Consider the following 26,028-nt stretch of genomic DNA (forward strand, 5'->3'; position numbering starts at 1 on the left):
GGCGTACGGTGACGCCGACGGGCGCTCCCGACGCCCGGGTGAGGAGAACCATGTCGCAGCGCGTCATCGTGACCGGGGGTTCCGGCGGCATCGGCGCCGCCATCGTCCAGCGCTTCACGGCCGACGGCGCGGAGGTCGCGGTGCTCGACCGGCGCGCGCCCGCGGGCTGCTCGGCATCCTTCTTCCCGGTCGATCTTCTCGACCCGCTCGACACGCGGCGCGCGGTGGGCGAGGCGATCGAGGCGCTCGGCGGCGTCGACGTCCTGGTGAACTGCGCCGGGATCTTCCAGCACGCGTCGCTCCTGGACATCACCGTCGACGACTGGGATCGCGTCCTCGACATCAACGCCCGCGCGACCCTCGTCACGATGCAGGCGGTCGCCCCCGTGATGCTCGAGGCCCGGCAGGGCTCGATCGTCAACATCGCGAGCATGGCCGCCAAGCACGGCGGCGGCGGCGAGGGGCACTACGCGGCGTCGAAGGCGGCGGTCGTGGCGCTCACGCGCGCCGGGGCGCAGGAATGGGGATGCCACGGCGTCACCGTCAACGCCGTCTGCCCGGGGTACGTGCTCACCGACATGGGCGCCGACACCCGGTCCGAGGCCGACGTCGCGGCGTGGAGCGCGAAGTCGCCGCTCGGTCGCCTCGGCATCCCGGAGGACGTCGCCGGGGTGACGCACTTCCTCGCCTCGCCCGCCGGGGGCTACCTCACCGGCCAGGCGATCAACGTCACCGGCGGCATGATCATGCACTGAGCACGCGGGGGCGGCGGGCGGAAACTCCTGAGAAATCGAGTCGCCCAGCCGAATCCGACGGCCACGGCTCTCCGACACGGCAGTCTCTCGGGAGTTCGGCTCGCCGAGGACTGGGAATGACCCGCCCCGTCCGGCGTTGCATTCCGGGTACCCCACCCGGAATGGATGCCATGAGCTCGGCCGATCTCTCTCCCACCGCCTCGACCGCCGACGACTCCGCCCGCGTCGACGCTTCAACGGGCGCTCCGCTCGACAACGCCGCGGTGCTCGACAACGCCGCGTGGCACTCGCTCGCGGGGCCGCACGCGCACTTCGCGATCGGCGGCGACCTGGTACGGCGGTATCCGGAGGACGTGGCCCCGTTCGTGGCCGTGCGGACGTGGGACGACCCGGGCGTCTGGGATGCGCTGCGCGACCTCGTCGGCGCGGGCGCCGAGGTCGGCCTGTCGGGCTACGAGGGGGAGATCCCGGACGGGTGGGAGTTCCTCGGTGGGGGCGAGGGCGTTCAGCTCGTCGAGACCCCGGCGCTGCAGCCGCGGCCGTTCGACGTGGCGGTCGAGCTCGACGCCGCCGACGCGGCCGAGATGATGGCGATCGTCGATCGGAACCAGCCCGGACCCTTCCGGCCCCGCACGTACGAGCTGGGCCGGTACATCGGCATCCGTCGCGGAGGACGCCTGGTCGCGATGGCCGGCGAGCGGCTCCACCCGACCGGGTGGACCGAGATCAGCGCCGTCGCCGTCGACGAGGAACACCGGCGGCAGGGCCTCGCCTCGCGGCTCGTGCTGGACGTCGCGTTCCACATCCAGCAACGCGGCGACCGCGCCATGATGCACGCGGCCGCGACGAATGTCGGCGCGATCGCGGCGTACGAGCGCCTCGGCTTCGCGCACCGCCGGGTCAACCGGTTCGCCGCGGTCCGCACTCCGGCCTGACCCGCCGGCGCGACACCGCACAACTCCCGCGAAGCCGCCGCCTCCGCGGCATCCGCGCACCCCCGGCGGACACAACGCAGGAGATCTGCACCCCGGATGCCACCACCCCGGGCCGCTGTTCTCCTTCGTTGTGTCCCCGGCCGGCGTCAGCGCAGCCGCCGCGCGATCTCCGCCTGGGCCTCGGCGAACGACTCTTCGCCGCCGTCGCGTCCGCCCGACAGGTTCACGCCGACGACGCCCGGGATCGCGAGCATCTCCTCGGCGAGCGCGACCGCGAGCGCGATGCCCTCGGCGCGGGGGTCGGCGGCGCCGCGGATGCGCGCGAGGAACCCGTCCGGCACCGCGAGCGTCGTGAACGACTCCAGCACGTCGGCCGAGGCGTGGTCCACGACGACCGGCACGCACGGGATGAACCGCACCGGGGCGGCCACGGAGTCGATGAACCGCCGCACCGGTTCCGCTCCCCCGGCGTGGTTCACGAAGCAGACGTCGGCGCCGGCGCGCAGCTTCTCGCGCAGCCGCGCGGCCCGACGCTCCACCGGCGGCGCGACCGGCGACGCCGCGACCGACACGACGTGTCCGGCGGCACGGGCGAGGGCGGCGGCCTCGGTCGAGTCGAGGTCGAACACGGGCGCGGCATCGGGCCGGTGCCCCGTGCGGGTGTGGTCGCCGGTCACGCAGTGCACCCCGGCCACCCCCTCGACGGCCAGGGCCGCCAGCTCCCCCTCGATCGCCACGCGGTTGCGGTCGCGCATGTTCAGCCCCGTCCACACCCGCAGCCCCGCGCGCTGCAGCAGGTGGGCGCGGTAGGCCGGGGGGAACTGGACGCGCGCGGTTCCCGCGTCGCCGGCGAGGACGGCATCCACTTCTCCGGCCAGCACCGCGGCGCACGAGTCGATGGATGCCACGCTCAGCGCCCGCGCGGGGAGGTCGGCCACGACCCACGGACGCGTGCCGAGCGAGGCCAGGGTCTCCGCGGCGGCAGCGCTGCGGGGGCCTGGGGCAGGTGCCGAGACGCGGTCGACGCCCGTCCACGGCACCGTGCCGCGCGGCAGGAACGCGCACGTGTGCTCCGCGTCGATCTCGCACGATCCGTCGAAGCCGACGCCCCCGCACGGGCCGTATTCCATGCGCTTGGGGCACGCGTCCAGCAGGGGCAGCAGGGTCATGCCCGGAGTGTACGAACCCTGTGTTTCAGCGAATGTTCATGGCGGCAACATCGCCGAAATGCACGATGCCTACGCTCAGCGATGACACTGCACCCCGGAGGTGGCCATGATCACGGCAGGTACCACGTTCGGTTCCGACATCGACGAGGCCGACGCCCTCGTCGCCGACCCGCTGGCGCTGATGGTGCGATGGCTTCCGCCGCACGACAGCGAGCTGCGGCCCCTCGCCGCGCTGTCGACGATCGGACGCGACGGACTGCCTTCGCTCCGCCACGTGCTCGTGAGCGATCGGGATGCCACGGGCCTCTACTTCCACACCGACTCCGCCAGCGCCAAGGTCACCGAGATCGCGGCGAATCCCGTCGCGGCGATGGCGGTCGCGTGGCCCGAGGTGGGTCGGCAGCTCGTCGTCCGCGGGATCGTCGAGCGCGTGAGCGCGCGCGAGGCCGCCGCCGTGTACGCGCAGCGGTCGCGGTATCTGCAGCTGCTGGCCTGGATGAACACGCTCGACAACGCACAGCTCCCCGCCGACGAGCGTCGGCGTGTGTGGGCCGAGTTCGATTCCTCGCACCCGATCCTCGACCCGCCGCAGCGCTGGGTGGGTTTCCGGCTGCGTCCCCTGACCCTGACGTTCTGGCGCGGCGACCCCGCCGGGCAGAGCACCCGTCAGCACTACCGACTCGCCGATGGAGCCTGGTCGGGCGAGATCCTGGCGGGCTGACGCGTGGACATCACCACCGTCACCTCGTACCGCGCCGCTCGCACCCGGGCGGATCTCGCGCTCGCCCCCGGCGAGGTCGTCATGGCCGGCGGAACGTGGATCATGAGCGAACCGCAGCCGCACACCACCGGGTTCGTCGATCTCACCACCCTCGGCTGGCCCGACGTCGAGGTCACCGACGAGGGCCTGCGCATCGGGGCGACCTGCACGATCGCGCGGCTCCTGGCGTGGGTCGAGCGCGAGGCGCCCGCGGCGTGGACATCGCTCGCGCTCGCGCGGCCGTCGGCCGACGCGCTGCTCGCGTCGTTCAAGATCTGGAACACCGCCACCGTCGGCGGCAACGTCTGCCAGGCGTTCGCGGCGGGCGCGATGATCGCCTTCCTCTCGACCCTGGATGCCACGGCCCTGATCTGGACGCCCGACGGCGGCGAGCGCCGGATCGCCGTCGCGGAACTCGTCATCGACAACGCCGCGACCTCGCTCGAGCGCGGCGAGGTCGTTCGCGCGCTCGACGTCCCCCTCGCGGCCCTCGCCTCGCGCGTCGGTCTGCAGAAGATCGCGTTGGCCGAGCTCGGCCGCTCCGGGTCAGTGGTTACGGCCCGCGTCGATCCGGACGGGTCATCGGTGTTCGTCGTCACGGCCGCGGTGCGTCGGCCGCGCGTGCTGCGATTCGCGCGCATCCCCGGTGCGGGCGAGCTTCGGGATGCCGTGGCATCCGCCACCGATTTCTACACCGATCCGCTCGGGAGCGCCGACTGGCGGCGCGGGGTGAGCGTGGTGCTCGCGGAGCGGTTGCGCGCGAGGTTCGCGCGCGAGGTCGCCGCGTGAGCACGCGACACCGAGCCGGCACGGTCCAGCAGGAGGACACCGAGTGAAGTTCCAGGTCAACGGGTCCGCCGTCGAGGCCGACCCGCGGCCCGGTCAGTGCGCGCGCACGCTGCTGCGCGAGACCGGGCACGTCGAGGTGAAGAAGGGATGCGACGCGGGTGACTGCGGCGCGTGCTCGGTGCTGCTCGACGGTGAGCCGACGCACTCCTGCATCGTCCCGGCGATGCGTCTCGAGGGGCGTTCGATCACGACGGCCGCGGGGCTCGCTCCGGGCGACGAGCTGCACCCGGTGCAGGAGGCGCTGGCATCCGGATTCGGGTTCCAGTGCGGATTCTGCACCCCGGGGATGAGCGTCACGGCCTCCACGCTGTGCGAAACCGACCTCGACGACCTCGACCGCCGCATGAAGGGCAACCTGTGCCGGTGCACGGGGTACCGCCCGATCCGCGAGGCGATCCGCGAGTCCGTGCTCGGTCCCGTGCGCGAGACCGGGAGCGCGGCCACGGACGCCGGCCGCGTCGGCACCTCGGTCGCCCCCGAGGCCGCCCGCCGCATCGCGCAGGGCAAGGAGCCCTTCACCTTCGACGAGCCCGTGCCGGGCGGTCCGCCGCTCGTGCTGCGCGTCGTCACCTCACCCCACGCACACGCGCGGATCACCTCGATCGACACGGCTGCGGCTCTCGCAACACCCGGTGTCGTGGCGGTCTTCACCCACCTCGACGTCCCCGACATCCGCTACTCGACCGGCCGCCACGAGCACCGCACCGACGACCCCGACGACACGCGGATGCTCGACGACGTCGTCCGCCACGTCGGCCAGCGGGTCGCGGCGGTCGTCGCCGAGACGGCGGAGGCGGCGGATGCCGGCTGCCGCGCGGTCCGCGTCGAGTACGAGCTGCTCCCGACGGTCTTCGACCCCGAGGAGGCACGACGACCCGGGGCTCCGCTGCTGCACCCCGACCGGACGCCCGACGAGCGGGTGATGGATGCCGGGCGCAACGTCGTCGCCGGATTCCACACGGGCCACGGCGGCGACATCGACGCGGCTCTCGCGGCGAGCCACGTCACCGTCACGGGCGAGTGGCGGTCGGCGCGGGTCACCCATGCGGCTCTCGAAACGCACGGCGCGGTGGGCTGGCTGGACGACGACGGGCGTCTCGTCATCCGCTCGTCGACCCAGGTGCCGTTCCTCGCGCGCAACGAGCTCGCGCACATCCTCGGCCTCGAGCGCGATCGCATCCGCGTCTTCGCGACCCGCGTCGGCGGCGGCTTCGGCGGCAAGCAGGAGCTGTTCACGGAAGACCTCACCGCCCTCGCCGTGCTGAAGCTCGGCCGTCCGGTCGCTTACGAGTACTCGCGCACCGACCAGTTCGTGCGTGCTTCGCTCCGGCATCCGATGCGCGTGCGTACGACGCTGGGCGCGGATGCCGAGGGGCGCCTGACCGCGATGAAGCTCGACGTCCTCAGCGACACCGGCGCGTACGGCAACCACGCGATCGGCGTGCTGTTCCACTCGTGCGCCGAGTCGACGACGCTGTACCGTGTGCCGACGAAGTGGATCGACGCCGAAGCGGTCTACACGAACAACCCGCCGTCGGGGGCGTTCCGCGGCTACGGGCTCGGGCAGGTCGTGTTCGCGGTCGAGTCGGCGATGGACGCTCTCGCCGAGGAGCTCGACATCGACCCGTTCGACCTGCGCCGGATCAACGCAGTGAAGGAGGGCGACCCGCTCCACCCCGACGAGGACGAGAAGTACGAGGAAGACCTGATCTGGGGGAGTTACGGCCTCGACCAGTGCCTCGATCTCGCGCAGGACGCCCTGCGGCGTGGCAACGGCGTCGACGCTCCCGCGGGCTGGGCGGTCGGCGAGGGCATGGCCGCGGCGATGATCGCGACGATGGCCCCGCGCGGGCACATCGCGCACACGACCGCGACCCTGCGTCCCGACGGCACGTTCCTGCTGCGCGTCGGCACCGCCGAGTTCGGCAACGGCACGTCCACGGTGCACCGGCAGATCGCGGCGACCGTCCTCGACGTCCCGCACGACCGCCTGGAACTCTGGGCCGCCGACACCGACGCCGTCCGCCACGACACCGGCGCCTTCGCGTCGGCCGGCACGACGGTCGCCGGAAAGGCGCTCCATGCCGCGTGCACCGTGCTGCGGCGGCGGATGGTCGACATCGCCGCGCAGCTGACCGGGGGTGACGTGGTGTCGGCGGAGGTCGTGGCATCCGGGGTTCTGGCCGGAGACGAGCTCGTCTCGTGGGAACGGATCGTGGATGCCGCCCCCGCCACGCTCCGCGACGAGCACGGACTCACGGCGGACGGCGCGGAGTTCGGCGACTTCCGGTCGCTCGCGTTCAACGTCCACGCGGTGCGGGTGGCCGTCGACCCCGAGACGGGGACGGTGAGAGTGCTGCAGTCGATCCAGACCGCCGACGCCGGTGTCGTGATCAACCCGGCGCAGTGCCGCGGGCAGATCGAGGGCGGCGCCGCGCAGGCCCTCGGCGGCGCGCTGTACGAAGAGGTGCTGCTCGACGACGGCGTGGTGCAGAACGCCGTGTTCCGCACGTATCGCGTGCCGCAGTTCGCCGACGTTCCCGACACCGAGGTGTACTTCGCCGAGACCGACGATGCGCTGGGTCCGTTCGGCGCGAAGTCGATGAGCGAATCGCCGTACAACCCGGTCGGCGCGGCGATCGGCAACGCCGTCTCGCGGGCCCTCGGCCGCCGCGGCTACGAACTGCCGTTCTCCCGCGACCGCGTGTGGAGGCTGGCCGGCGGGGAGTGAGGCGTTGCTGTTCCCCCCTCGTCCCACTTATGGGGGCGCATGTCCCAGTTGTTGCTGTTTGGAGGGGCCTCAGACAGCAAGAAGTGGGACATGGGTTCGGATCGCCGACGCGGCGCTGGCCCCTCGTCCCACTTATGGGGGCGCATGTCCCAGTTGTTGCTGTTTGGAGGGGCCTCAGACAGCAAGAAGTGGGACATGGGTTCGGATCGCCGACGCGGCGCTGGCCCCTCGTCCCACTTATGTGGGTGCATGTCCCACTTTTCGCCGCCTGAGTGGAGTCCAGCCAACCAGACTCGGGACATACCCCCGCGGAAGGTCACCCCTCCAGCGGCACGGCCGTTCCGGACACCTGGATGCCACCGACTGGCGGCGCGTCCACCTCGAGGACGCTCGACCGACCGATGTGCCGCCCCTGGTGCACGGTGACGTGGAACGGCGGCGGCATCCCGACGTGGTCGCGGAAGTAGGCGCCGAGCGCGGCAGCCGCCGAACCCGTGGCCGGATCCTCGGTGATGTCTCCGACCGGGAACAGGTTGCGCGCCTCAACGACCGCGCCGTCCGCGACATCGCCGGGAACGTGCACGACCGTGACCGTGCCCGTCCAGCCGCGCTCATCCATCAGCACCCGCAGCTCAGCCGGGTCGTATCCGAAGGCGTCGAACCGCTCGATCGTGCGGACGGCGACCACCGGATGCCAGTTCCCCGCGAAGGCCTCGGCGATCGGCATCCGCGGGTCGAGGTCGGCGGCGTCGAGTCCGAGAAGCGCCAGCAAGGGTGCGGGGTCCTGGAAGTCGCGGACCGTCGGCTCGACGCTCGTGAACCCGGCGGCGATACGGCCGCCCTCGTCGCGCGTCGAGACGTGCACGTCGCCCGCGGACGTCTCGAACACGAACTCCCCCGGCCCCGATGCTTCAGCGAGGGCGACCGCCGTCGCGATCGTCGCGTGCCCGCAGAACGGCACCTCGGCCTCGGGCGAGAAGTAGCGGACCCGCAGCCGCTCCCCGTCGCGGGCCGTGACGTACGCCGTCTCGGGATACCCCAGGTCAGCCGCGATCCGCAGCATGTCGGCGTCGTCGAGGGCCGTGGCATCCAGGACGACTCCGGCGGGGTTGCCGCCGCCCGGTTCCGCGGCGAAGGCGAGCAGGTGCAGGATGCCGGGGGCGTCGGTCATGCGTCGATTCTTCCGGCCGCGGGGCGGGGCGTCGCGGGCCAACCCGGCGCCTGTGGACTGCGTCGACGGGCCCGAGCGACGGCCGTTGGTCGTGGTCACGGCCCACAACCTGGAATAGCCGACGCGCTAGTCCTGGTTACCGGCCACAACCTCGAATAGCGGACGCGTTGGTCGCGATGACGGGCCGTCAGTCACGGGTGTCGCGGTCGCGGCGGGCGTGCGACAGAGCGCGGGCCGACAGGAACCCCGACCGTCGCGCGATCTCGGTGGACGACAGGCCCGTGGCCACGAGGGCATCGGCGAGCCGACCGTTGCGCGACGTTCCCTGAAGCCGATTGGGCTGAACCGCGGCTTCTGACCTGCGGGACTACTAACCCCGCTCCGCCCCCAGCCCCAGCACCGCCTCGGCGAGTGCCCGGATCCCCGCCGAGACGTCGGCGCCGGAGACGGCCTCGTCGGGGTGGTGACTGATCCCGTCGGGGTTGCGGAGGAACAGCATCCCCACCCCGGTGATGGCCCCGATCGCCATCGCGTCGTGACCGGCGCGACTGAACAAGGTCGGGGCCTCACCGCCGATTCCCGCCCGCACCACGTCCTGGAGCAGCGGCTCGCAGAACACGGCCGGCGCGGAGTGCACCTCGCGCGACCGCCAGCGGAGGCCGCGGCGGCCCATGATGGCATCCAGTTCCGCGGAGATCTCGGACCACGTGTGGTCGCGGGTCTCGTCGAACTCGCCGCGCAGGTCGAGCGAGAACACCGCCTCGCCGGGCACGACGTTCACCGCCCCCGGGAACGCCTCGAGCTGACCCACCGTGCCGACGATGTGGTGCTCAGCTCTGCAGATTCGCTCCACCGCGAGCGCCGCCTCGCTCGCGCCGAGCAGCGCGTCGCGGCGCATGTCGTACGGCGTTCCGCCGGCGTGCCGGGCCTCGCCCTCGACCACGAGCTGGAACCGCCGCGCCGACGCGATCGACGACACCGCCGCGAGCGGCAGCCCCGCGCGGTCGAGCTCGGGCCCCTGCTCGATGTGCGCCTCCAGGTACCCGACCAGTTCTTCGGGCTTGCGCGCGGCCTCGCCGACGCGGCCCGGGTCGAGGCCGAACTCGCGGAACGCCTGCCGCAGCGTCGAGCCGTCGGCATCCGTCAGATCCCACCAAGACGGGTCCCACTGCCCGGCCACGGCCGACGACCCGAGGAGCGCCTTGCCGAAGCGCGTGCCCTCCTCGTCCGAGAACGCGATCACCTCGAGCGCGAACGGGAACGGACTGGATGCCATGCCCTCGTCGTCCACGCGGCGCACCAGCCGCACCACCTCGAGCGCCATCAGCACACCCACGATGCCGTCGAAGCGCCCGGCATCCGGCACCGTATCGAGGTGCGACCCCATCAACAGGGCCGGGGCGTCGCGGGCGCCGGCGGGGGCGAGGCGACCGACCTGATTGCCGGCGGCGTCCTGGCGGGTCGACATGCCGAGCTCGCGCATCCACTCGGCGGCGAGCCGGTTCACGCGCGCGTGCTCGGGCGACAGGTACACGCGCTCGATGCTGCCGGGGGTCGCGGTGACGCGGGCGAGCTCCTCGCAGCGCCCCATCACGCGGCGCGCGGCCGACGCGATGCGCTCGGGCGCGACCTGGAGCCGCGTCTTCATCCGGCCGCCCCGTACACGCCCTGCGCGGCCTCGACGCCACCGCCCGCGGCGACCGCCGCGCCGTGGCGGCGCAGCACCGTCTCGAGGGCGGCGAGCGTGGTGAGCACGGCGTCCTTCCGGGCGTTGTAGCCCATCGTGCCGATGCGCCAGACGCGGCCGTGCAGCGGACCGAACGACGTGCCGATCTCGATCCCGAAGTCGTTCAGCAGCTCGGCGCGCACGGCGTCGCCGACGACGGCATCCGGGATCTCCATTGCCACGACGTTCGTCATCTTGTGCGCGACGTCGCCGAAGACGGTGAGCCCGAGGCCCTCGACACCGGCGAGCATCGCGTCGCCGTGCAGCTGGTGCCGCGCGATCACGGCATCCCGTCCCTCGAGGAGCAGCACGCGCGCGCACTCCCGCGCGCCGTAGAGCATCGTGGTCGCCTCGGTGTGGTGGTTCAGGCGCCGCGGACCCCAGTAATCCAGGATCATCGCCAGGTCGAAGTAGTTCGAGCGGATGAAGTCGGATGCCACGGCATCCCCCTCTTCCCGGATCCCCGCCTCGACTCGGGCACGCGACCGCACGACCTCGACGGCGCGGTCGGACAGGCTGATCGGCGCCGAGCCGGAGGGTCCGCCGAGGCACTTCTGCAGGCCCGCGGTCGCGGCATCCAGGCCCCAGGCATCCATCTCGAACGGGTTGCCGCCGAGCGAAGCCGTGGCATCGGTGTAGAACAAAGCGCCGTGGGCGCGGCAGATCTCGCCGATCTCGTCGAGCGGCTGCAGCATCGTGGTCGACGTGTCGCCCTGCACGCACGCGACGAGGTGCGGCTTCACCCGCACGATCGCCTCGCGGATCGTCGAGACCGGGAAGACCTCTCCCCAGGGCACCTCGATCGTGTGCACCTCGGCGAGCGCACGCTCGGCGATCTCGGCGAGGAGGTGCCCGAAGCGGCCGAAGACAGGTACGAGCACGCGATCGCCGGGGCGGATGAGCGACACCATGGCCGCCTCGATGCCGGCGCGGCTCGTGCCGTCGATGAGCAGGGTTGCGTCGTTGGCGGTGCCCCAGACCTGCCGGTAGAGATCCTGCGTCTCGTTCATGGTGGCGGTCATGAACGGGTCGTACTGGCCGACGAGCGGGGCGCCCATCGCGCGCAGCACGCTCGGGTACGCCGAGATGGGGCCGGGGCCCATCAGCAGGCGCGCGGGCGGGTCGATCGGGCCGGGAAGGTGGGTCATCTTGGCTCCGTGGTGCGGGGGTGTGACGTGGGGATACGTGGGGTGGCGTGCCGGGCTCCGGAGATTCGGGCCCTTCGAGGCTGTGGGTGGCTGGGGATTCGCGCGGGGCGGCGTTCTGTCCGGAGCGCGGCACACACGGCGCGGGTCATCGGCCGGCCTCCGCACCGACCAGCGCCGCGAGGCGCCGGGCCAGACGCACGAGCGCGATGTCGGTGCCGGCGCGCGACACGAGGCACACGCCGACGGGGGCGCCGGCGACCGTCAGCAGCGGCACCGAGATCGCGGGGAGACCCGCGGCCGCCGCGGGGGCGGTCATGCGGAGGGTCGCCGCGCGGACGGCATCCACGTCCGCCGTGCGTAGCGGGGCGGGGCCGGGAACGGTCGGGAAGATCAGCACGGCACCGTCGACGAGCTCGGCCAGGTGCGCGGCGATCGACTCGAGGTCGACGCGCGCGGCGGCCTCCTCGGCGGCGGTGATCTGTGACGCGGCGCGGAAGCGCTCGGCGACCGCCGGACCCACCGCCCCGGGGTGCGCGCGCAGCCACTCGCCGTCGTTGCGCCAGGCCTCGGCACCCTGGACCGTACGGAACGCGGTGAAGGTGGCATCCAGGTCTCCGGAATGCACGGCGCGGAACGGAGGCGGATCGTCGGATGCCGCGAGCGCGGCGAGCATCCGAGAGAAGGCTTCGCGGGTCGCCGGTTCGACGCAGTCGAGGATCTCCTCGGGCACGAGGAAGCGCCACGGGAGGTCGTCGCCGGAGGCGCCGTAGACGTTCTCGGTCGAGGCCGAGCCGTCGTAGCTCAGGCACCAGTCGGCGACGCGGTGGAGGGTCTCGCCGTCGCGGGTGAGCCAGCCGACCGTGTCGAACGACTGCGCGAGCGGCAGCATGCCCTGCCGCGGCACGAGGTCGTGCGTCGTGCGGAGGCCCCAGAGGCCCTGGTACGACGCGGGCACGCGGATGGACCCGGCCGTGTCGGTCGCGAGACCGATGTCGGCATGCCCGAGGGCGACGGCGGATGCCGGTCCGCTCGACGAACCGCCGGGGAGGGCGCCCACGACGGCACCGTTCGGCGGAGTTCCGTAGTGCACGTTGTCGCCCGCGATCGAGTACGCGAACTCATCGGTGCGGGCGATGCCGCGGAGTGACGCTCCCGCACGGAGCAGGTCGGCGACGGCCGGGGCGGTGGCCTTCTCGGGGCGGGCCTCCTCGAGGAACGTGGGGTTGCCCGCACCGATGCGGAAGCCCGCGATCGCGAACAGATCCTTCACGGCGACAGTGAGGCCCTCGAGCGGACCCTCCCACGCGCCCTGCTGGAACGGGTCGCCGACGCTGCGCCAGATCGTGCGGTCGAGGGCGGGCGTGCGCGGGGTCACGTGCGCCGCGACGATGCGCCAGCGCCCGTCGATCCGCTGCCACACCTGCGTCTGCAGCCCCCGCCCGCCGCCGCGGAACGCCGAGACGGACACGAGGAGCGCGACGTCGCCGTCGGTGCTTTCCTCCGGAGATCCGGATGCCACGGCCTCCCCGCCGCGAGCGAGCGGACGGTAGTGCACCTCGGCGATCTCTCGCGGGGGAACGCCGCCGCGGAGCGCCCGGAACCCGCTGATCGCGTCGTGTCCGACGAGGAGGCCGCCACCGTCGCCGCGCAGCGTGTCCTCACCCGGCGCGAAGAACGCGTCGAGCGCGTCGAGGTCGTTCGCGACGATCGCCCGCTCGTACGCGTCGAACGCCTCACGCAGGTCGCCCGGGATCGTGGCATCCGTCACTGTCGGCCCCTCCTGGGTGCGTCGTCGAACGTTGAGTGTCCAAGACACGCGGATGCTCGCGTGACCCATCCGCGTGTCTTGGACACTGAACCATCACTGGCGGCGCGGCGCGGAACCGTGCCGGGGGCGGCACCGGCGGCGTCCGCGGCCTCGGCGCGAGCGAGTGCGGCGGCGAGCGCGGGGGTCATGCGGCATCTCCCTCGGGGGTTGCGGGGGCCGCGGGGGTTGCGGCGGCTCGCGTTGAGTGTCCAGAACACGCGGATGCCACAGCGCGCGGTCGGCGTGTCTTGGACACTGAACCCGGGGCACCACCCACCGCGCGCCGCCCAGCAGCGTCACCTGGAGTTGAGTGTCCAGAACACGCGGATGCCACGGCGCGCGATCGGCGTGTCTTGGACACTGAACTGGTGGCGACGGGAGCGAGACTCATGCGGCGCCCCCGGGCTCCCCGTCGGCACCCAGCGCCACCGGCTCCACCGCGGCCACCCCGGCGAAGTCCGCCTCGCGGATGCGGGCGTGCACGCCGGACACGATGTCGACGACCTGCGAGATGTCGAAGTCGGTCGCGGCGCTGAGGTACGCGTACGCGAGGTGCTCGTCCATGCCCCAGCGGCCCCCGATCAGCGACAGCGACGCGCGGACGCAGGCGCGCATCGCTGCATCCAGGTCGGGGTCCATGCCGGTCGGCACGAGGTACTCGGGCGTCCGGACGAGCGGGCCGGTGACGTGTCCGAACGCTGCGCGGGCGGCATCCGCGGGGATCACCTCGAAGCGCAGCGTCGCCCGGAGCGAGGCCTCGAGCGCGGTGAGCGCGACCTCGCCGTCGCCCTGCGCGAAGTGCGGGTCGCCGACGTACGCGAGCGCCCCCTCGACCTGCACCGGGAGGAACAGCGTCGTCCCCTCGACGAGCAGGTTGATGTCGATGTTGCCGCCGTGGGTTCCGGGCGGAACCGAGTGCGGGCGCTCGTGCCCGGCGACCGCGACGCCCATGGTTCCGAGGAACGGCGCGAGCGGGAACGCCACCACCGGCTCGCCGCCCTCGGCGACGGGGAGCGTGCCGTGCAGGACGCCGTCCCGCTCGCTGACCGACGCGAAAACGCTGACGTTGTGTTCTCCGCGGGGCAGTTCGCCCACGAGCGCGCCCTTGCCGTGGCGGTTCGAGATCACGCCGTACGGCACGCGCGGTGCGAGCGCCTCGACGGTGATCTTCAGCAGATCGCCGGGGTGCGCGCCGCGCACGTGCACGGGACCGACGACGACGTGCGGACCGTCCGCCATCACGTCACGCGAAACGGATGCCGCGATCTCGATCGCGTCGTCCAGCACCTGCTCGGGCGCAACACCGTGCGCCGCGAAGTACGCCGCCGGGTCTTTGCCCTGGTCGTCGAGGATGCCCTCGTGGCTCACGGTGTCGAACGTCACGGTCTCGCCCGACGCGATCTCGAGCACCGCGGCATCGGCCGCGCACGGGAGGCGTCCCCACAGCACCGTTCGGGGCGTCGCCGCGACGTAGTGGTCGCCGGGGATCGCGCCCGCGCCGGGCTGCAGGATCGGGACGGCGCTCACGCCTCGACCACCGTGGTCACGAGCTCGCGCCCCGAGCGGAGTGTCACCGGTTCACCGCGGCGGAACACCGACTCACCGCGCAGCCACGTCTCGCGCACGACGCCGGCGAGCGTCTGCCCGTGCCACGGCGAGACGGGGTTGCGGTATTCGAGGGCGGCGGCATCCACGACGAATTCCTCGTCGGGAGCGAACGCCACCAGATGCGCCGGTGCGCCGGTGGCGATGACGCCGAGGCCCCCGAGTCCGGCGATCCGCGCGGGTCCGGTGGTCAGGAGCGGCAGAAAGTCTTCGAGCGGGATGCCACGCCCCCGCGCCGCGGTATGGACCGACGACAGTCCGGTCTGGAGGCCCGCGATCCCGCCCCAGGCCAGGCCGAAGTCGGGGTTGGACTTCAACTCCACCGTCGCGGGCGAGTGGTCGCTGACGATGGCGTCGATGGTGCCGTCGACCACCCCGGCCCACAGCAGGTCGCGGTTCGCGGCTCCCCGGATCGGCGGGCAGCACTTGAACGCCGCGGCTCCGTCGGGCACCTCGGCGGCGTCCAGCGTGAGGTAGTGCGGGCACGTCTCGACGGTCAGGCGCACGCCCTCGGCCTTCGCGGCACGGACGTCGTCCAGCGCCTCGCCGTCGGACACGTGCACGATGTGCGCGCGGGCACCCGTGCGGCGGGCCGCCTCGATCACCCGACCGATCGCCGTGCGCTCGCTCATCGGCGGGCGGCTGGCCTCGAAGTCGGCGTAGTGCGGGCCGAGGGCGCCGTCGGCGTGCAGATGCGCGGGGTCTTCGGCGTGCACGATCAGCAGCCCGTCGAACTCCGCGAGCTCGGCGAGGCAGGCCTCGAGCTGCACGCCATCCAGGTGTCCGAACTCGTCGATCCCGCTCGGCGACAGGAAGCACTTCACCCCCACCACACCGGCATCCGTCAGCGCGCGCAGCGAGCCGAGGTTCTCGGGGACGGCTCCTCCCCAGTAGGCCACGTCGACCGCGAGCTTTCCGACGGCGGCTGCGCGCTTGGCATCCAGGGCTTCGGGGGTCGTGGTGACCGGCGAGCTGTTCAGCGGCATGTCGACGACGGTCGTCACTCCCCCGGCCGCGGCGGCCGCGGTGCCGGTGGCGAAGCCCTCCCACTCGGTGCGGCCGGGCTCGTCGAGGTGCACGTGCGAGTCGACGAGGCCGGGCAGCAGCACGGCGTCGTCGGGCAGCACGCGGTCGGCCATCGGATCGAAGACGGTCACGGCCGCGATACGGCCCTCATCGATCACGACGGTCGCGGGGACGAAGCGCCCGTCCACGAACGTGCGCCGGGCCGAGATCCTGGTGCTCATGCCGATCACGCTAAAGGCCCCGCGTTTCGCCGATGTAACCGTCATCAACATTCACGCGAAAACTCGGGCTGGGGAGGAGGGGTGCGGCTCCGGGTTCGGGGCGTGATCGTCCGTTTGGGGCACGGCATCCCCCGCCCCAAACGGAAATTCGCGCCCCGAACGGGCACCGGTGACGCCCCGCACCGGAGGCGCCGCGTACTCGTCGCGCTTGCTCGTGCCGAGGCCCATGCGGACCATCCCGGATGCCAGTCCCACCGCGGCCGCGACCCCGTCGACGACCGGCACGCCCACGCGGGCCGTGAGTTCGGCGCAGAGGTCGGCCATACCGGCGCAGCCCAGCACGATGACATCCGCACCCCCGGACGCCGCGTCGGCCGCGAAGCGTTCGATGATCGCGACGGCGTCCGACCCGGTGTCCTCGAGATCGAGGACCGGGATGCCCGTCGCCGCCAGCGACACGCACGCGCGCTCCATGCCGTACCGGCCGACGAGGTCGCGGGCCCGGCCGAGAGTGCGGCTCAGGGTCGTGACGACGCCGAAGTGCCGTCCCGACACCGCGGCCAGGTGCATCGCGGCCTCGGCGATCCCGACGACCGGGGCGTCGACCAGCTCGCGCGCCGCGTCGAGTCCCGGGTCGCCGAAGCACGCGATGACGTAGGCGTCGGCGGGGGCGGGACCGTCGCGGTCGGCCGTGACGAACTCGACGACCGCGACCGCGGCCGCGACCTCGTCGACGTGGCTCTCGATGGCCGAGGCCCCGACCGCGGGGCACACCGCATCGACGATCACGTCGGGCCCCGCCACCCCCCGGGCGGCATCCGCGATCTTCGCGGTCATCGCCCGGGAGGTGTTGGGGTTGATGAGCAGGATCCTCACGCGGTCGCGCCCGACCCCGAGATGACCGTCGACGCCGAGGCCGTGGCATCCACGGGGATCGCACCCGAGATCGCCGGCGGCTCGGATGCCGCGGTGTCCGCCGCCCCGTCGACGGTGCCGTCCGAGATGTTCTCGGCCTCGCCCGCGAAGGTCGGGATGCGGGGGTCGAGACGCTCGAACAGGAGGAACAGGACGTACCCAAGGCCGCAGCCGATGAACCAGCTGTAGTCGCTGATCGCGGAGACGTCGAACAGACCCAGGTCGGCGAAGAGCTTCGGGAAGACCGCGATGGCCACCGTCGGGATGCCTGCCGCGATGACGGCCTTGACCCCGTTGGGGTTGAACCCGTTGCGGTACCAGTAAGGGCCCTTGGCATCCATCGTGAACATCGCGTCGACCTTCACGCGCTGGCGGGCGGAGATGTAGTAGCCGGCGATCAGGATGCCGAAGAGCGGCCCGATGAGCGCACCCAGGACGCCGAGCGAGTAGTGGATCGCGTCGTCGTTGGCGTACCAGTTCCACGGCATGAGGAAGGTCGAGCCGACGGCGGCGATCATTCCGCCCGCGCGCCACGAGATCTTCTTCGGGGCGACGTTGGAGAAGTCGAACGCGGGCGAGATGAAGTTCGCGACGATGTTGATGCCGACCGTCGCGGTGACGAACGTGAGGCCGCCGAGGAGGATCGCGAAGGGCGCGTCGATCGCCTCGACGGTCTTGATCGGGTCGGTGATCAGCTCGCCGAAGACGGGCACCGTCGCGGATGCCGTGATGACGGTGAGCAGCGAGAAGAACAGGAAGTTGATCGGCAGACCCCAGAAGTTGCCGCGCTTGACCGCCGCGAAGCTCTTCCCGTACCGGGCGAAGTCGCCGAAGTTCAGCATCGGACCGGAGAAGTACGACACCACGAGGGCGATCGCGCCGAGCATCACGGGGATCGAGGCCCAGAAGTCCAGCTGCGTGGTCGAGAGGGTGAACGAGATGTTCTGGATGCCGGCCTGCGACACGAGGTACACCGCGAGCACGATCATCACGAGGTACACCGCCGGGCCCGCCCAGTCGATGAAGCGTCGGATGACCTCCATGCCGTTCCAGAACAGGAGGAACTGCGCGGTCCACAGGATCGCGTACGAGATCCAGCCGAGCGCCGACAGGCCCGCGAAGGACACGTCGAGCAGGGCCGCGGAACCCGGGATGAACTTCAGGAACACGATGTTCAGCGACTCCGCCGCGAGGAACGTCTGCACGCCGTACCAGGCGATCGCGATGAGACCGCGGATGATCGCGGGGATGTTCGCCCCCCGGATGCCGAACACCACCCGGTTGATCACCGGGTAGGGGACGCCGGTCTTCTGGCTGGGCTTGGCGACGAGGTTCGCGAAGACCTGCACGATGACGATGCCGGCGATCAGGGCGACGAGCACCTGCCAGGACTGCAGGCCGAGGGCGAACAGCGAGCCCGCGGTGACGTAGCCGCCGACCGAGTGCACGTCGCTCATCCAGAACGCGAAGATGTTGTACGAGGTCCACTTCTGCTTCTTCAGCGGAGCGAGGTCCTCGTTGGCGAGCCGGTCGTCGTACTGCGGCTTCATGTTGCCGCCGCCGGTGGGGTGGCCTGCGGCCTCCACGAGATCGTGGGGGCCGGTGAGCGGTGTCGTGGTCATGTCATTCCTCTCAGGACGGTGGATGCCACGACGTGGAGTCCGCGGCCAGAGTGGTGCACTGATGTGAAGCTATGGGTTCACACATTCGCTCTGGTTTCGCTGATGTAACAGCTGTGTGAAGTCGCTCCTTCACACTTTGGGCTTCCCTAGACTCGGGGCATGACGCAGCCCGCCGCCGTGGACGACCTCGCGGGCTCCGCCGTCGGCACCCGCATCCGCGAGCTGCGCACCGCCCGCGGCATGTCGGCGCGCACCCTCGCGGCGAAACTCGGCATCTCCCCCAGCGCCGTGTCGCAGATCGAGCGGGGCGTCCTCCAGCCGAGCGTCTCGCGGCTCATCGCCATCACCGACGCCCTCGGCGTTCCCCTCGTGGCGGCGTTCGACCCGGCATCCGACCGTCCCGTCGAACCCGCCGGCCCCTCGGGCTTCACCCTGCAGCGCGCCGGGCAGTCGCCCGACATCGTGCTCGACAGCGGGGTCTCGTTCCGCCGCCTCACCCCCGGCACCTCGCCCGGCGTCGACTACTTCGAGTCGATCTACCCGCCCGGGACATCGGCGCACGGCGCCGACGGACTGTTCCACCACGAGGGGTACGAGGTCGGCACGGTCGTCTCGGGCGAGCTGACCATCGACTTCGAGGCCGAGCGCGTGATCCTCCGGGCCGGGGATGCCATCAGCTACCCCTGCTCGGTCCCCCACCGCCTGCACAACACCGGCACCGCCGACGCCGTGGCGCACTGGTTGATCGTCCACGCCTGACGGGCTCGGGTGTGTGGGCGCGGGTTCGCGGCGGCGTGCGGGCGCGGGTTCACGGGGTCGCGTCGGGTTTGGGGCGCGATTCGCGCTTCGGGGCGTGAATATCGCGCCCCGAAGCGCGGAATCCGCCCCGAATCACGGATGCCACCCGCGGCTCCCCCTTGAAAATGTTCCCCACAGCAACATCGCGGACACATCCCGCCACAGCCCCGTAACGCGCGCCGCATAGCGTGGCGGGCATGCACCTCACCGCCTTCAACGCGGCTTCGCCCGCCGACGCGGCGGGAGTCGTCCGCGTCTGGGCCGACATCCCGGGATGGGTCGACGCCGTCGTCGCCGGCCGGCCCTACGCCGACGTCGACGCCCTCGCCGCCTACGCCGGCGACCTCGCCGCGACCTGGTCGCCCGCCGACCTGGAGCAGGCCCTGCACGCTCACCCCCGCATCGGCGCGAGAGTGTCGGGCGAGAACGCGGAGGCCGCGGCATCCCGTCGCGAACAGGCCGCGATGACCACCGCCGCGGACGACGACGTCGCCGCGATCGCCGCCGGCAACGCCGCGTACGAGGAGCGGTTCGGTCGCGTCTTCCTGATCCGCGCGGCGGGCCGGACCCCCGGCGAGATCCGGGCCGAACTCGAGCGCCGCCTCACCAACGACCCCGACGCCGAGACCCTCGAGGCGACGCGGCAGCTCGCCGAGATCGCGCTGCTGCGCCTGCGCGGCAGCGTCACCGACGCTCCGGAGGGCACCGAATGACGCACCTCACCACGCACGTCCTGGATGCGGCGACCGGCACGCCCGCGTCCGGCGTCGCTGTGACGCTCGCGCACCTCGACGGCGCGACGATCGACTCCGCCGCGACCGACGCCGACGGGCGCCTCGCGCTCGGCCCCGACCGTCTCGCCGACGGCGACTACTCCCTGACGTTCGGAACCGGCGCCTACTTCCGGAGCCGCGGCGTCGCGTCGTTCCACCCCGTCGCGACGGTCGCGTTCACCGTGAGCGGCGAGGGCCACCTGCACGTGCCGCTGCTGCTGAGCCCGTTCGCGTACTCGACCTACCGCGGCAGCTGAGGAGGAGCCATGAAGGTCATCGTCATCGGAGCCGGCATCGGCGGAACCTCCGCCGCCCTGGCGCTGCAGAAGCTCGGCCACGACGTCGTCGTCTACGACCGTATGCGCGAGAACCGGCCGGTCGGCGCCGCGCTGTCGCTGTGGTCGAACGGCGTGAAGGTGCTCAACTGGCTCGGACTCGGCGCCGAGGTCGCCGCCCTCGGCGGCCAGATGGACGACATGGCCTACTACGACGGCCACACCGGGGAGGAGATGTGCCGTTTCTCGTTGGCATCCGTCACCTCTCAGACCGGACAGCGGCCCTACCCGGTCGCCCGCGCCGATCTGCAGGCGCTGATGATGGATGCCGTCGGCGCAGACCGCATCCACCTCGGGATGCGACTGGTCGGGGTCTCCGACGACGGCGAGACGGTGACCGCGACGTTCGCCGACGGTTCGACCGACACGGCCGACCTCCTCATCGGCGCCGACGGGGCGCGCTCGCTCGTGCGGGACTACGTCACCGAGCCGACCGGCATCCGTCCCGAGAGGCGCTACTCGGGGTACGTCAACTACAACGGCCTGGTCGCCGCCGACCCCCGCATCGGGCCGCCGCATCAGTGGACGACATACGTCGGCGACGGCAAGCGCTGCGCCGTGATGCCCGTCGCGGGCGACCGGTTCTACTTCTTCGTCGACGTCCCCGGGCCCTCGGGCGTGCTCGAAGACCGTGTGGCGGCGCTCGAGTCCGCGTTCGGCTCGTGGGGAGCGCCGGGCGTGCGGGCCCTCCTGGATGCCATCGACCCCGATGCCTCGCTCAACCGCGTCGAGATCTGGGACATCGACCCGTTCGACACCTGGGTGCGGGGACGCGTGGCGATCCTCGGCGACGCCGCGCACAACACCGCCCCCGACATCGGGCAGGGCGCGTGCTCGGCACTGGAGGACAGCTTCGCGCTCGGGATCGTGTTCGCCACGACGACGCTCGGCGTCGAGGATTCGCTGAAGCGCTACGAACGCATCCGCACCGAGCGGGCCGGCGATCTCGTGCTGCGCGCCCGCAAGCGTGCGCACGAGACGCACGCGTTCGACGTCGAGGCGACGCAGGCCTGGTACGACGGCCTGCGGCGCGAGGACGGCTCCGGCGTCATCCGCGGCATCGTCGGCAACATCGAGGGCAGCCCCGTGGAGCTCGGCGCAAGCGTGCTGCGCTGACGCGGGGCGGCGCGGCGGCGCGGCGGGTTCAGTGTCCAAGACACGCCGCATCGGGGCCCGACGTAACGGCGTGTCCTGGACACTCGCCGTTGCGCGCCGCTGCGGGCGGCACGGTGTCTGGGCTTCAGTGTCCAGGACGCGCGGATGCCACGACCCGCGGTCCGCGTGTCTTGGACACTCAGCGCCCGCGCGGGGCGCTCAGTTCATCGCGACGTTGAAGTACGCAATGGCGGCGAGCGGCAGCGCGAACAGCGCGATCGCGGCGCCGAGCGCCCACCGCGCGGTGATGCGCGGCCCGCGGCGACCGCCGCGCTGGGCGCGACGCAGAGCCGTCGTCGCGAGGACCGTGAGCAGGACCGGCACGACGAGCCAGGGGACGAGGAGGACGGGAAGGAAGAGCGCAATCACGGCCGCGTAGAGAAGCGGCACGGCCCCGAGCACCACGGCCGCGATCACGACGATCGACATCACGAGGCTCGTCTCGCGCTGGTGCTTCTGCTCCTGCGGCGTCAACCCTTGCGGGCTCGGTGACGGCCGATCCGACGTCCGCTGCGAGGACACATAACTCGCCGCGGGCGGCCGCGGCGCCGTGGGATCGGCGGCATCCTGCTCGCTGGCCGAGGGGGTGGCATCCGTCGGTTCTGTCATTCGGCCACGGTAGCCGCCCTGTCACGCGCGGGCCCGAGTGTCCAAGACACGCCGCATCGGGGCCCGGCGTAACGGCGTGTCCTGGACACCCGCCGTTGCGCGCCGCTGCGGGCGGCACGGTGTCTGGGCTTCAGTGTCCAGGACACGCGAATGCCACGGCGCGCGGTCCGCGTGTCTTGGACACTCACGTGAGGGGCACCACCGACGCGCCCCGGCGGGGAGGCGGACGCCTGGCGGGTCAGACGTGGAAGATGCTGTGCACGTCGCCGCCGAGCACATGGCGGCCGCCGAGGGCGTCGATCTCGAGCAGCACGGCGGTGCCGGTGACCTCTCCGCCGAGGCGGGCGACGAGGGCACGCCCCGCTTCGAGAGTGCCGCCGGTGGCGAGGACGTCGTCGAGCAGCAGGACGCGCGTGCCGTCGGCGATGTCGTCATGCATCTCGATCTCGGCGGTGCCGTATTCGAGCGCGTACGAGACGGATGCCGCGGGCCGCGGCAGCTTGCCCGCCTTGCGGATGGGAACGAGTCCCACGCCGGCCGCGACGGCTGCGGCTCCGGCGAGGAGGAAGCCGCGCGCCTCGATGCCGGCCACCACGTCGAAACGACCCGCGAACGGCTCGAGCAGCGCCTCGATGGTGACGCGCAAGGCCTCGGCATCCGCCAGCAGCGGCGTGATGTCGCGGAACATCACCCCGGGCTCGGGGTAGTCGGGGATGCTGCCGATCAGCGATTCGGCACGGGAGAGAGCGGAGGCGTCGGGCACCGTCCCAGCCTAATCGCCGCGGGTTCTCCGCGCCGGGACCCCCCGCCTGTCCGGCGGCCCTCGCCCTGACGTCCGCTTCGGTGTCCAAGACACGCGGACGGCAGTGGGCGGCATCCGCGTGTCTTGGACACCGAAACACCGGCGAGGGCGCCGAAGCGCAGAGGAGGACACTCACGCACCGAGGAGGACGGCACCCGGGAACGCGCGGCGGAGCGGCGGCGACGGGTGGGCGGCCGCGGCGCGGCGGAGCGGCGGCCCGGTGGAGCGGGGTGAGCCGTGGGGCGCCCTGTGACACGGCGGAAACGCGGCCCCGGTAGTCTGCGAACGTGTCGACCCCCTCCCCCGCGCTGCAAGCGCTTGCACTAGGTTGTACCGCATGACTTTCACGCAGCAGGACGCGCGCCCCGAACTCGAGTCCGCTCCCGGCTCCGAGTGGTGGCGGACCGCCGTCATCTACCAGATCTACCCCCGCTCCTTCGCGGACGCCTCGGGCGACGGCCTGGGCGACCTCCCCGGCGTCACCGCGCACCTCGACGACCTCCAGGAGCTGGGTGTGGATGCCATCTGGCTGAGCCCCTTCCAACGGTCGCCGCAGAAGGACGCGGGGTACGACGTCGCCGACTACCGTGACGTCGACCCGATCTTCGGCACCCTCACCGATTTCGACGCGATGCTCGCGGGCGCCCACGACCGTGGCATCCGGGTGATCGTCGACCTGGTGCCGAACCACTCCAGCGACCAGCACGTGTGGTTCCAGGAGGCGCTGAAGGCCGCCCCCGGCAGCCCCGAGCGCGCGCGGTACATCTTCCGCGACGGGAAGGGCGAGAACGGCGAGCTGCCCCCGAACAACTGGGAGTCGGTGTTCGGCGGCGGCATGTGGAAGCGCGTGACCGAGGCCGACGGCACGCCGGGCCAGTGGTACCTGCACATCTTCGACGAGACCCAGCCCGACTTCGACTGGACCAACCCCGAAGTGCGGGCCGAGTTCCGCGACATCCTGCGCTTCTGGCTCGACCGCGGGGTCGACGGCTTCCGCGTCGACGTCGCCCACGGCCTCATCAAGGCCGACGGCCTCCCCGACTTCACCCCCGACCCCGAGGGCGGCTCGATGGGCGGCGACGCCGACGAGGTGCCGTACTGGGGCCAGCCGGGCGTCCACGAGGTGTGGCGCGAGTGGCACGAGGTTCTCGCCGAGTACGACGGCGACCGCGCCCTGTGCGCCGAAGCATGGCTCCCCACCGTCGCGCAGACGGCGCTGTGGGTGCGCCCCGACGAGATGCACCAGGCGTTCAACTTCGCCTACCTCGAGACGAAGTGGGATGCCGAGGCCCTCCGCGACGTGATCACGGAGTCGCTCGACGAGTACGCCGCGGTCGGCGCCCCGAGCACGTGGGTGCTGTCCAACCACGACGTCGTCCGGCACGCCTCGCGACTCGCACTCACCGCGGAGAACCCGCAGGGCGCGGGCATCGGCCCGAAGTCGCCGGGCCAGCCCGACCCCGTGAAGGGGCTGCGGCGCGCCCGAGCCGCGACCTCGCTCATGCTGGCGCTCCCCGGCTCGTCGTACCTGTACCAGGGCGAGGAGCTGGGCCTGCCCGAGGTCATCGACCTGCCCGACGACGCGCGTCAGGACCCCACCTGGTTCCGCACCGAGGGCGAGCGGTACGGTCGCGACGGCTGCCGCGTCCCGATCCCGTGGACGGCCGACGCCCCCGCGTACGGCTTCAACGAGACCGGCGCCGCTTGGCTGCCGCAGCCCGCCGAGTGGGCGGAGTTCGCCCGGGACGTGCAGCGCGAGGACCCGGCATCCACCCTGTCGCTCTACCGCTCGCTGCTCGCCGAGCGCCGCGCGCGCGACCTCGGGGCGGGGTCGCTCGAGTGGATCGACGGTTTCGGCAACGACGTGGTGGCGTTCCGCAACGGCTCCGTCACCGTGATCGCCAACCTCGGCGACACCGCGGTCGAGCTTCCCGCCGGAGACGTCCTGGTGGCGAGCGGACCGCTGGACGGCGCCGCGCTCCCGACCGACACGACCGTCTGGATCGCCGCGGCCTGAGCCGTGGCATCCGGGATCCGCGAGACCGTGGTCGGCATCGACGAGGTCGCCCGCCGGGCGGGCGTGTCGACGGCCACGGTCTCGCGAGCCCTCAGCGGGCGCGGGCCCGTGTCGCCCACGACGCGGCAGCGCGTGCAGACCGCCGCGGATGAGCTGGGCTACGTCGTGTCGGCGGCCGCGTCGGCGCTGGCGACCGGCCGGGCGCGGGCGATCGGGGTCATCGTGCCGTTCCTGGACCGGTGGTTCTACAGCACGGTGCTCGCGGGGATCTCGGACGGTCTCGTGCGTCGCGGCTTCGACATCACCCTCTACGGCGTGAGCGCGGCGGCCGAGGAACGGCATCGCGTGTTCTCCGACAACGTGCGCCGCCGCCGGGTCGACGGGATCATCACCATCGCACCCGAGCTCGACGCCGAAGAGGCCGAGCTCCTGCGCAGCCTCGGTGTCCCGATCGTCGCGATCGCCGGCCCCAATCCCCTGGTGACGACCCTCACCGTCGACGACCGCGCCGTGGGTCGCCTCGCCACCCGGCACCTGCTCGACCTCGGTCACCGGCGGATCGCGCACATCGGCTCGCACGAGACGAGGGGGTCGTCGGTGCCGGCCCTCCGCCGTCGTGGCTTCACCGAAGAGATGGATGCCGCCGGCGCGACGCCCTCGTTCGCCGACGCGGACTTCACGATCGAGGGGGGATCGGCTGCGGCGCGGCGCCTCCTCGACGCCGTCGACCGCCCGACCGCGATCTTCGCCGCGTCGGACGAGATGGCGATCGGCGCCGTCCTCGCCGCACGGGAGGCGGGGCTGCGGGTGCCGCAGGACGTCTCGATCATCGGCGTCGACGGCAACGACCTGGGCCGCTGGTTCGGACTCACCACCATCGACCAGTTCGCCCGCGGTCAGGGCGAGCGCGCCGCCGAGGCGGTCCTCGCCGACCTCGACGGGGCCGCCCCCACCCTTCGTCGCGGCACGCTCCCGTTCGCCTTGCTTGAGCGCGGCTCGACGGCGCTGGCGCCGGTCTGAGGCAGGGCCGTGGCCGGGGCCGTCGCATCCCGGCACGACTCCTGCATGGCGCGTCCCGCCCGACGGACACACGCGCAGG

The 26,028-nt window shown here is 72.3% G+C and carries 22 protein-coding genes; 11 read left to right on the forward strand and 11 right to left on the reverse strand.

Annotated elements, in window-relative coordinates:
• The first annotated feature begins 50 nt into the window (after positions 1-50).
• On the forward strand, positions 51-755 hold the full coding sequence (locus CSIV_RS08170; protein ID WP_077050906.1) for an SDR family NAD(P)-dependent oxidoreductase: 705 nt from the start codon (positions 51-53) through the stop codon (positions 753-755).
• Between the two features lie 170 nt (positions 756-925).
• On the forward strand, positions 926-1,690 hold the full coding sequence (locus CSIV_RS08175; RefSeq protein ID WP_077050907.1) for a GNAT family N-acetyltransferase: 765 nt from the start codon (positions 926-928) through the stop codon (positions 1,688-1,690).
• 146 nt (positions 1,691-1,836) lie between these two features.
• On the opposite strand, the gene CSIV_RS08180 is transcribed toward CSIV_RS08175, so the two are convergent.
• A complete protein-coding gene (locus CSIV_RS08180; protein WP_077050908.1) occupies positions 1,837-2,859 on the reverse strand; it encodes a methylenetetrahydrofolate reductase C-terminal domain-containing protein in 1,023 nt (340 codons plus the stop codon).
• Positions 2,860-2,965: 106 nt separating this feature from the next.
• Between CSIV_RS08180 and CSIV_RS08185 the strand changes: the two genes are divergently transcribed.
• Genes CSIV_RS08185 through CSIV_RS08195 form a run of 3 tightly spaced genes read left to right on the forward strand, consistent with a single transcriptional unit; the run spans position 2,966 to position 7,199 of the window.
• Entirely contained in the window at positions 2,966-3,580 is a 615-nt protein-coding gene (locus tag CSIV_RS08185) for a pyridoxine/pyridoxamine 5'-phosphate oxidase (RefSeq protein ID WP_077050909.1), read from the forward strand.
• 3 nt (positions 3,581-3,583) lie between these two features.
• A complete protein-coding gene (locus CSIV_RS08190; protein ID WP_077050910.1) occupies positions 3,584-4,408 on the forward strand; it encodes an FAD binding domain-containing protein in 825 nt (274 codons plus the stop codon).
• Positions 4,409-4,451: 43 nt separating this feature from the next.
• Positions 4,452-7,199, forward strand: coding sequence for a molybdopterin-dependent oxidoreductase (locus CSIV_RS08195; RefSeq protein ID WP_077050911.1), 2,748 nt, complete (start codon positions 4,452-4,454; stop codon positions 7,197-7,199).
• Positions 7,200-7,515: 316 nt separating this feature from the next.
• Here the strand turns inward: CSIV_RS08195 and CSIV_RS08200 are convergent, their stop codons facing one another.
• The 8 genes from CSIV_RS08200 to CSIV_RS08235 form a co-directional block, all read right to left on the reverse strand.
• On the reverse strand, positions 7,516-8,370 hold the full coding sequence (locus CSIV_RS08200; protein ID WP_077050912.1) for a PhzF family phenazine biosynthesis protein: 855 nt from the start codon (positions 8,368-8,370) through the stop codon (positions 7,516-7,518).
• Between the two features lie 370 nt (positions 8,371-8,740).
• Positions 8,741-10,018: an allantoate amidohydrolase gene (locus CSIV_RS08205; protein WP_077050913.1), complete on the reverse strand. Its 1,278-nt coding sequence runs from the start codon at positions 10,016-10,018 to the stop codon at positions 8,741-8,743.
• Positions 10,015-11,244: a pyridoxal-phosphate-dependent aminotransferase family protein gene (locus tag CSIV_RS08210; protein WP_077050914.1), complete on the reverse strand. Its 1,230-nt coding sequence runs from the start codon at positions 11,242-11,244 to the stop codon at positions 10,015-10,017. The genes CSIV_RS08205 and CSIV_RS08210 overlap by 4 nt, the downstream gene beginning before the upstream one ends.
• A gap of 145 nt (positions 11,245-11,389) precedes the next feature.
• A complete protein-coding gene (locus CSIV_RS08215) occupies positions 11,390-13,012 on the reverse strand; it encodes an AtzH-like domain-containing protein (protein WP_077050915.1) in 1,623 nt (540 codons plus the stop codon).
• A gap of 426 nt (positions 13,013-13,438) precedes the next feature.
• Positions 13,439-14,578: an acetamidase/formamidase family protein gene (locus CSIV_RS08220; protein WP_077050916.1), complete on the reverse strand. Its 1,140-nt coding sequence runs from the start codon at positions 14,576-14,578 to the stop codon at positions 13,439-13,441.
• Positions 14,575-15,903 (reverse strand): allantoinase AllB, encoded by a 1,329-nt coding sequence (gene allB, locus CSIV_RS08225; RefSeq protein ID WP_077051367.1) that lies wholly within the window; start codon positions 15,901-15,903, stop codon positions 14,575-14,577. The genes CSIV_RS08220 and allB overlap by 4 nt, the downstream gene beginning before the upstream one ends.
• A 51-nt stretch (positions 15,904-15,954) precedes the next feature.
• Positions 15,955-16,779, reverse strand: a complete 825-nt coding sequence (locus CSIV_RS08230; protein ID WP_083735061.1) for an aspartate/glutamate racemase family protein — start codon at positions 16,777-16,779, stop codon at positions 15,955-15,957.
• The gene (locus tag CSIV_RS08235) at positions 16,776-18,440 is read right to left on the reverse strand and encodes an NCS1 family nucleobase:cation symporter-1 (protein ID WP_077050917.1); all 1,665 of its coding nucleotides are present in this window, start codon (positions 18,438-18,440) and stop codon (positions 16,776-16,778) included. The genes CSIV_RS08230 and CSIV_RS08235 overlap by 4 nt, the downstream gene beginning before the upstream one ends.
• A 159-nt stretch (positions 18,441-18,599) precedes the next feature.
• Between CSIV_RS08235 and CSIV_RS08240 the strand changes: the two genes are divergently transcribed.
• The 4 genes from CSIV_RS08240 (at position 18,600) to hpxO (ending at position 21,462) form a co-directional block, all read left to right on the forward strand.
• Complete coding sequence (locus tag CSIV_RS08240; RefSeq protein WP_077050918.1) at positions 18,600-19,199, forward strand: helix-turn-helix domain-containing protein; 600 nt, start codon at positions 18,600-18,602, stop codon at positions 19,197-19,199.
• A gap of 236 nt (positions 19,200-19,435) precedes the next feature.
• On the forward strand, positions 19,436-19,951 hold the full coding sequence (gene uraD, locus CSIV_RS08245) for a 2-oxo-4-hydroxy-4-carboxy-5-ureidoimidazoline decarboxylase (RefSeq protein ID WP_077050919.1): 516 nt from the start codon (positions 19,436-19,438) through the stop codon (positions 19,949-19,951).
• Positions 19,948-20,268 carry a hydroxyisourate hydrolase gene (gene uraH / locus CSIV_RS08250; protein WP_077050920.1) on the forward strand — a complete coding sequence of 107 codons (321 nt, stop codon included), beginning with the start codon at positions 19,948-19,950 and terminating at the stop codon, positions 20,266-20,268. Before uraD ends, uraH begins: the two co-directional genes overlap by 4 nt.
• Positions 20,269-20,277: 9 nt before the next feature.
• Positions 20,278-21,462 (forward strand): FAD-dependent urate hydroxylase HpxO, encoded by a 1,185-nt coding sequence (gene hpxO / locus CSIV_RS08255; RefSeq protein ID WP_077050921.1) that lies wholly within the window; start codon positions 20,278-20,280, stop codon positions 21,460-21,462.
• Between the two features lie 198 nt (positions 21,463-21,660).
• On the opposite strand, the gene CSIV_RS08260 is transcribed toward hpxO, so the two are convergent.
• A complete protein-coding gene (locus CSIV_RS08260) occupies positions 21,661-22,110 on the reverse strand; it encodes a hypothetical protein (RefSeq protein WP_139340647.1) in 450 nt (149 codons plus the stop codon).
• Between the two features lie 238 nt (positions 22,111-22,348).
• Positions 22,349-22,873 carry an adenine phosphoribosyltransferase gene (locus CSIV_RS08265; RefSeq protein WP_077050923.1) on the reverse strand — a complete coding sequence of 175 codons (525 nt, stop codon included), beginning with the start codon at positions 22,871-22,873 and terminating at the stop codon, positions 22,349-22,351.
• A 376-nt stretch (positions 22,874-23,249) separates the two neighbouring features.
• On the opposite strand from CSIV_RS08265, the gene CSIV_RS08270 reads away from it, so the two are divergent.
• Both CSIV_RS08270 and CSIV_RS08275 read left to right on the forward strand, forming a co-directional pair.
• Complete coding sequence (locus CSIV_RS08270) at positions 23,250-24,929, forward strand: glycoside hydrolase family 13 protein (RefSeq protein ID WP_077050924.1); 1,680 nt, start codon at positions 23,250-23,252, stop codon at positions 24,927-24,929.
• A 27-nt stretch (positions 24,930-24,956) separates the two neighbouring features.
• Positions 24,957-25,949, forward strand: a complete 993-nt coding sequence (locus CSIV_RS08275; protein ID WP_077051368.1) for a LacI family DNA-binding transcriptional regulator — start codon at positions 24,957-24,959, stop codon at positions 25,947-25,949.
• The last annotated feature ends 79 nt before the right edge of the window (positions 25,950-26,028 follow it).

The organism is Microbacterium sp. CSI-V (genome assembly GCF_001984105.1).
In the GTDB taxonomy this organism is placed as follows: domain Bacteria; phylum Actinomycetota; class Actinomycetes; order Actinomycetales; family Microbacteriaceae; genus Microbacterium.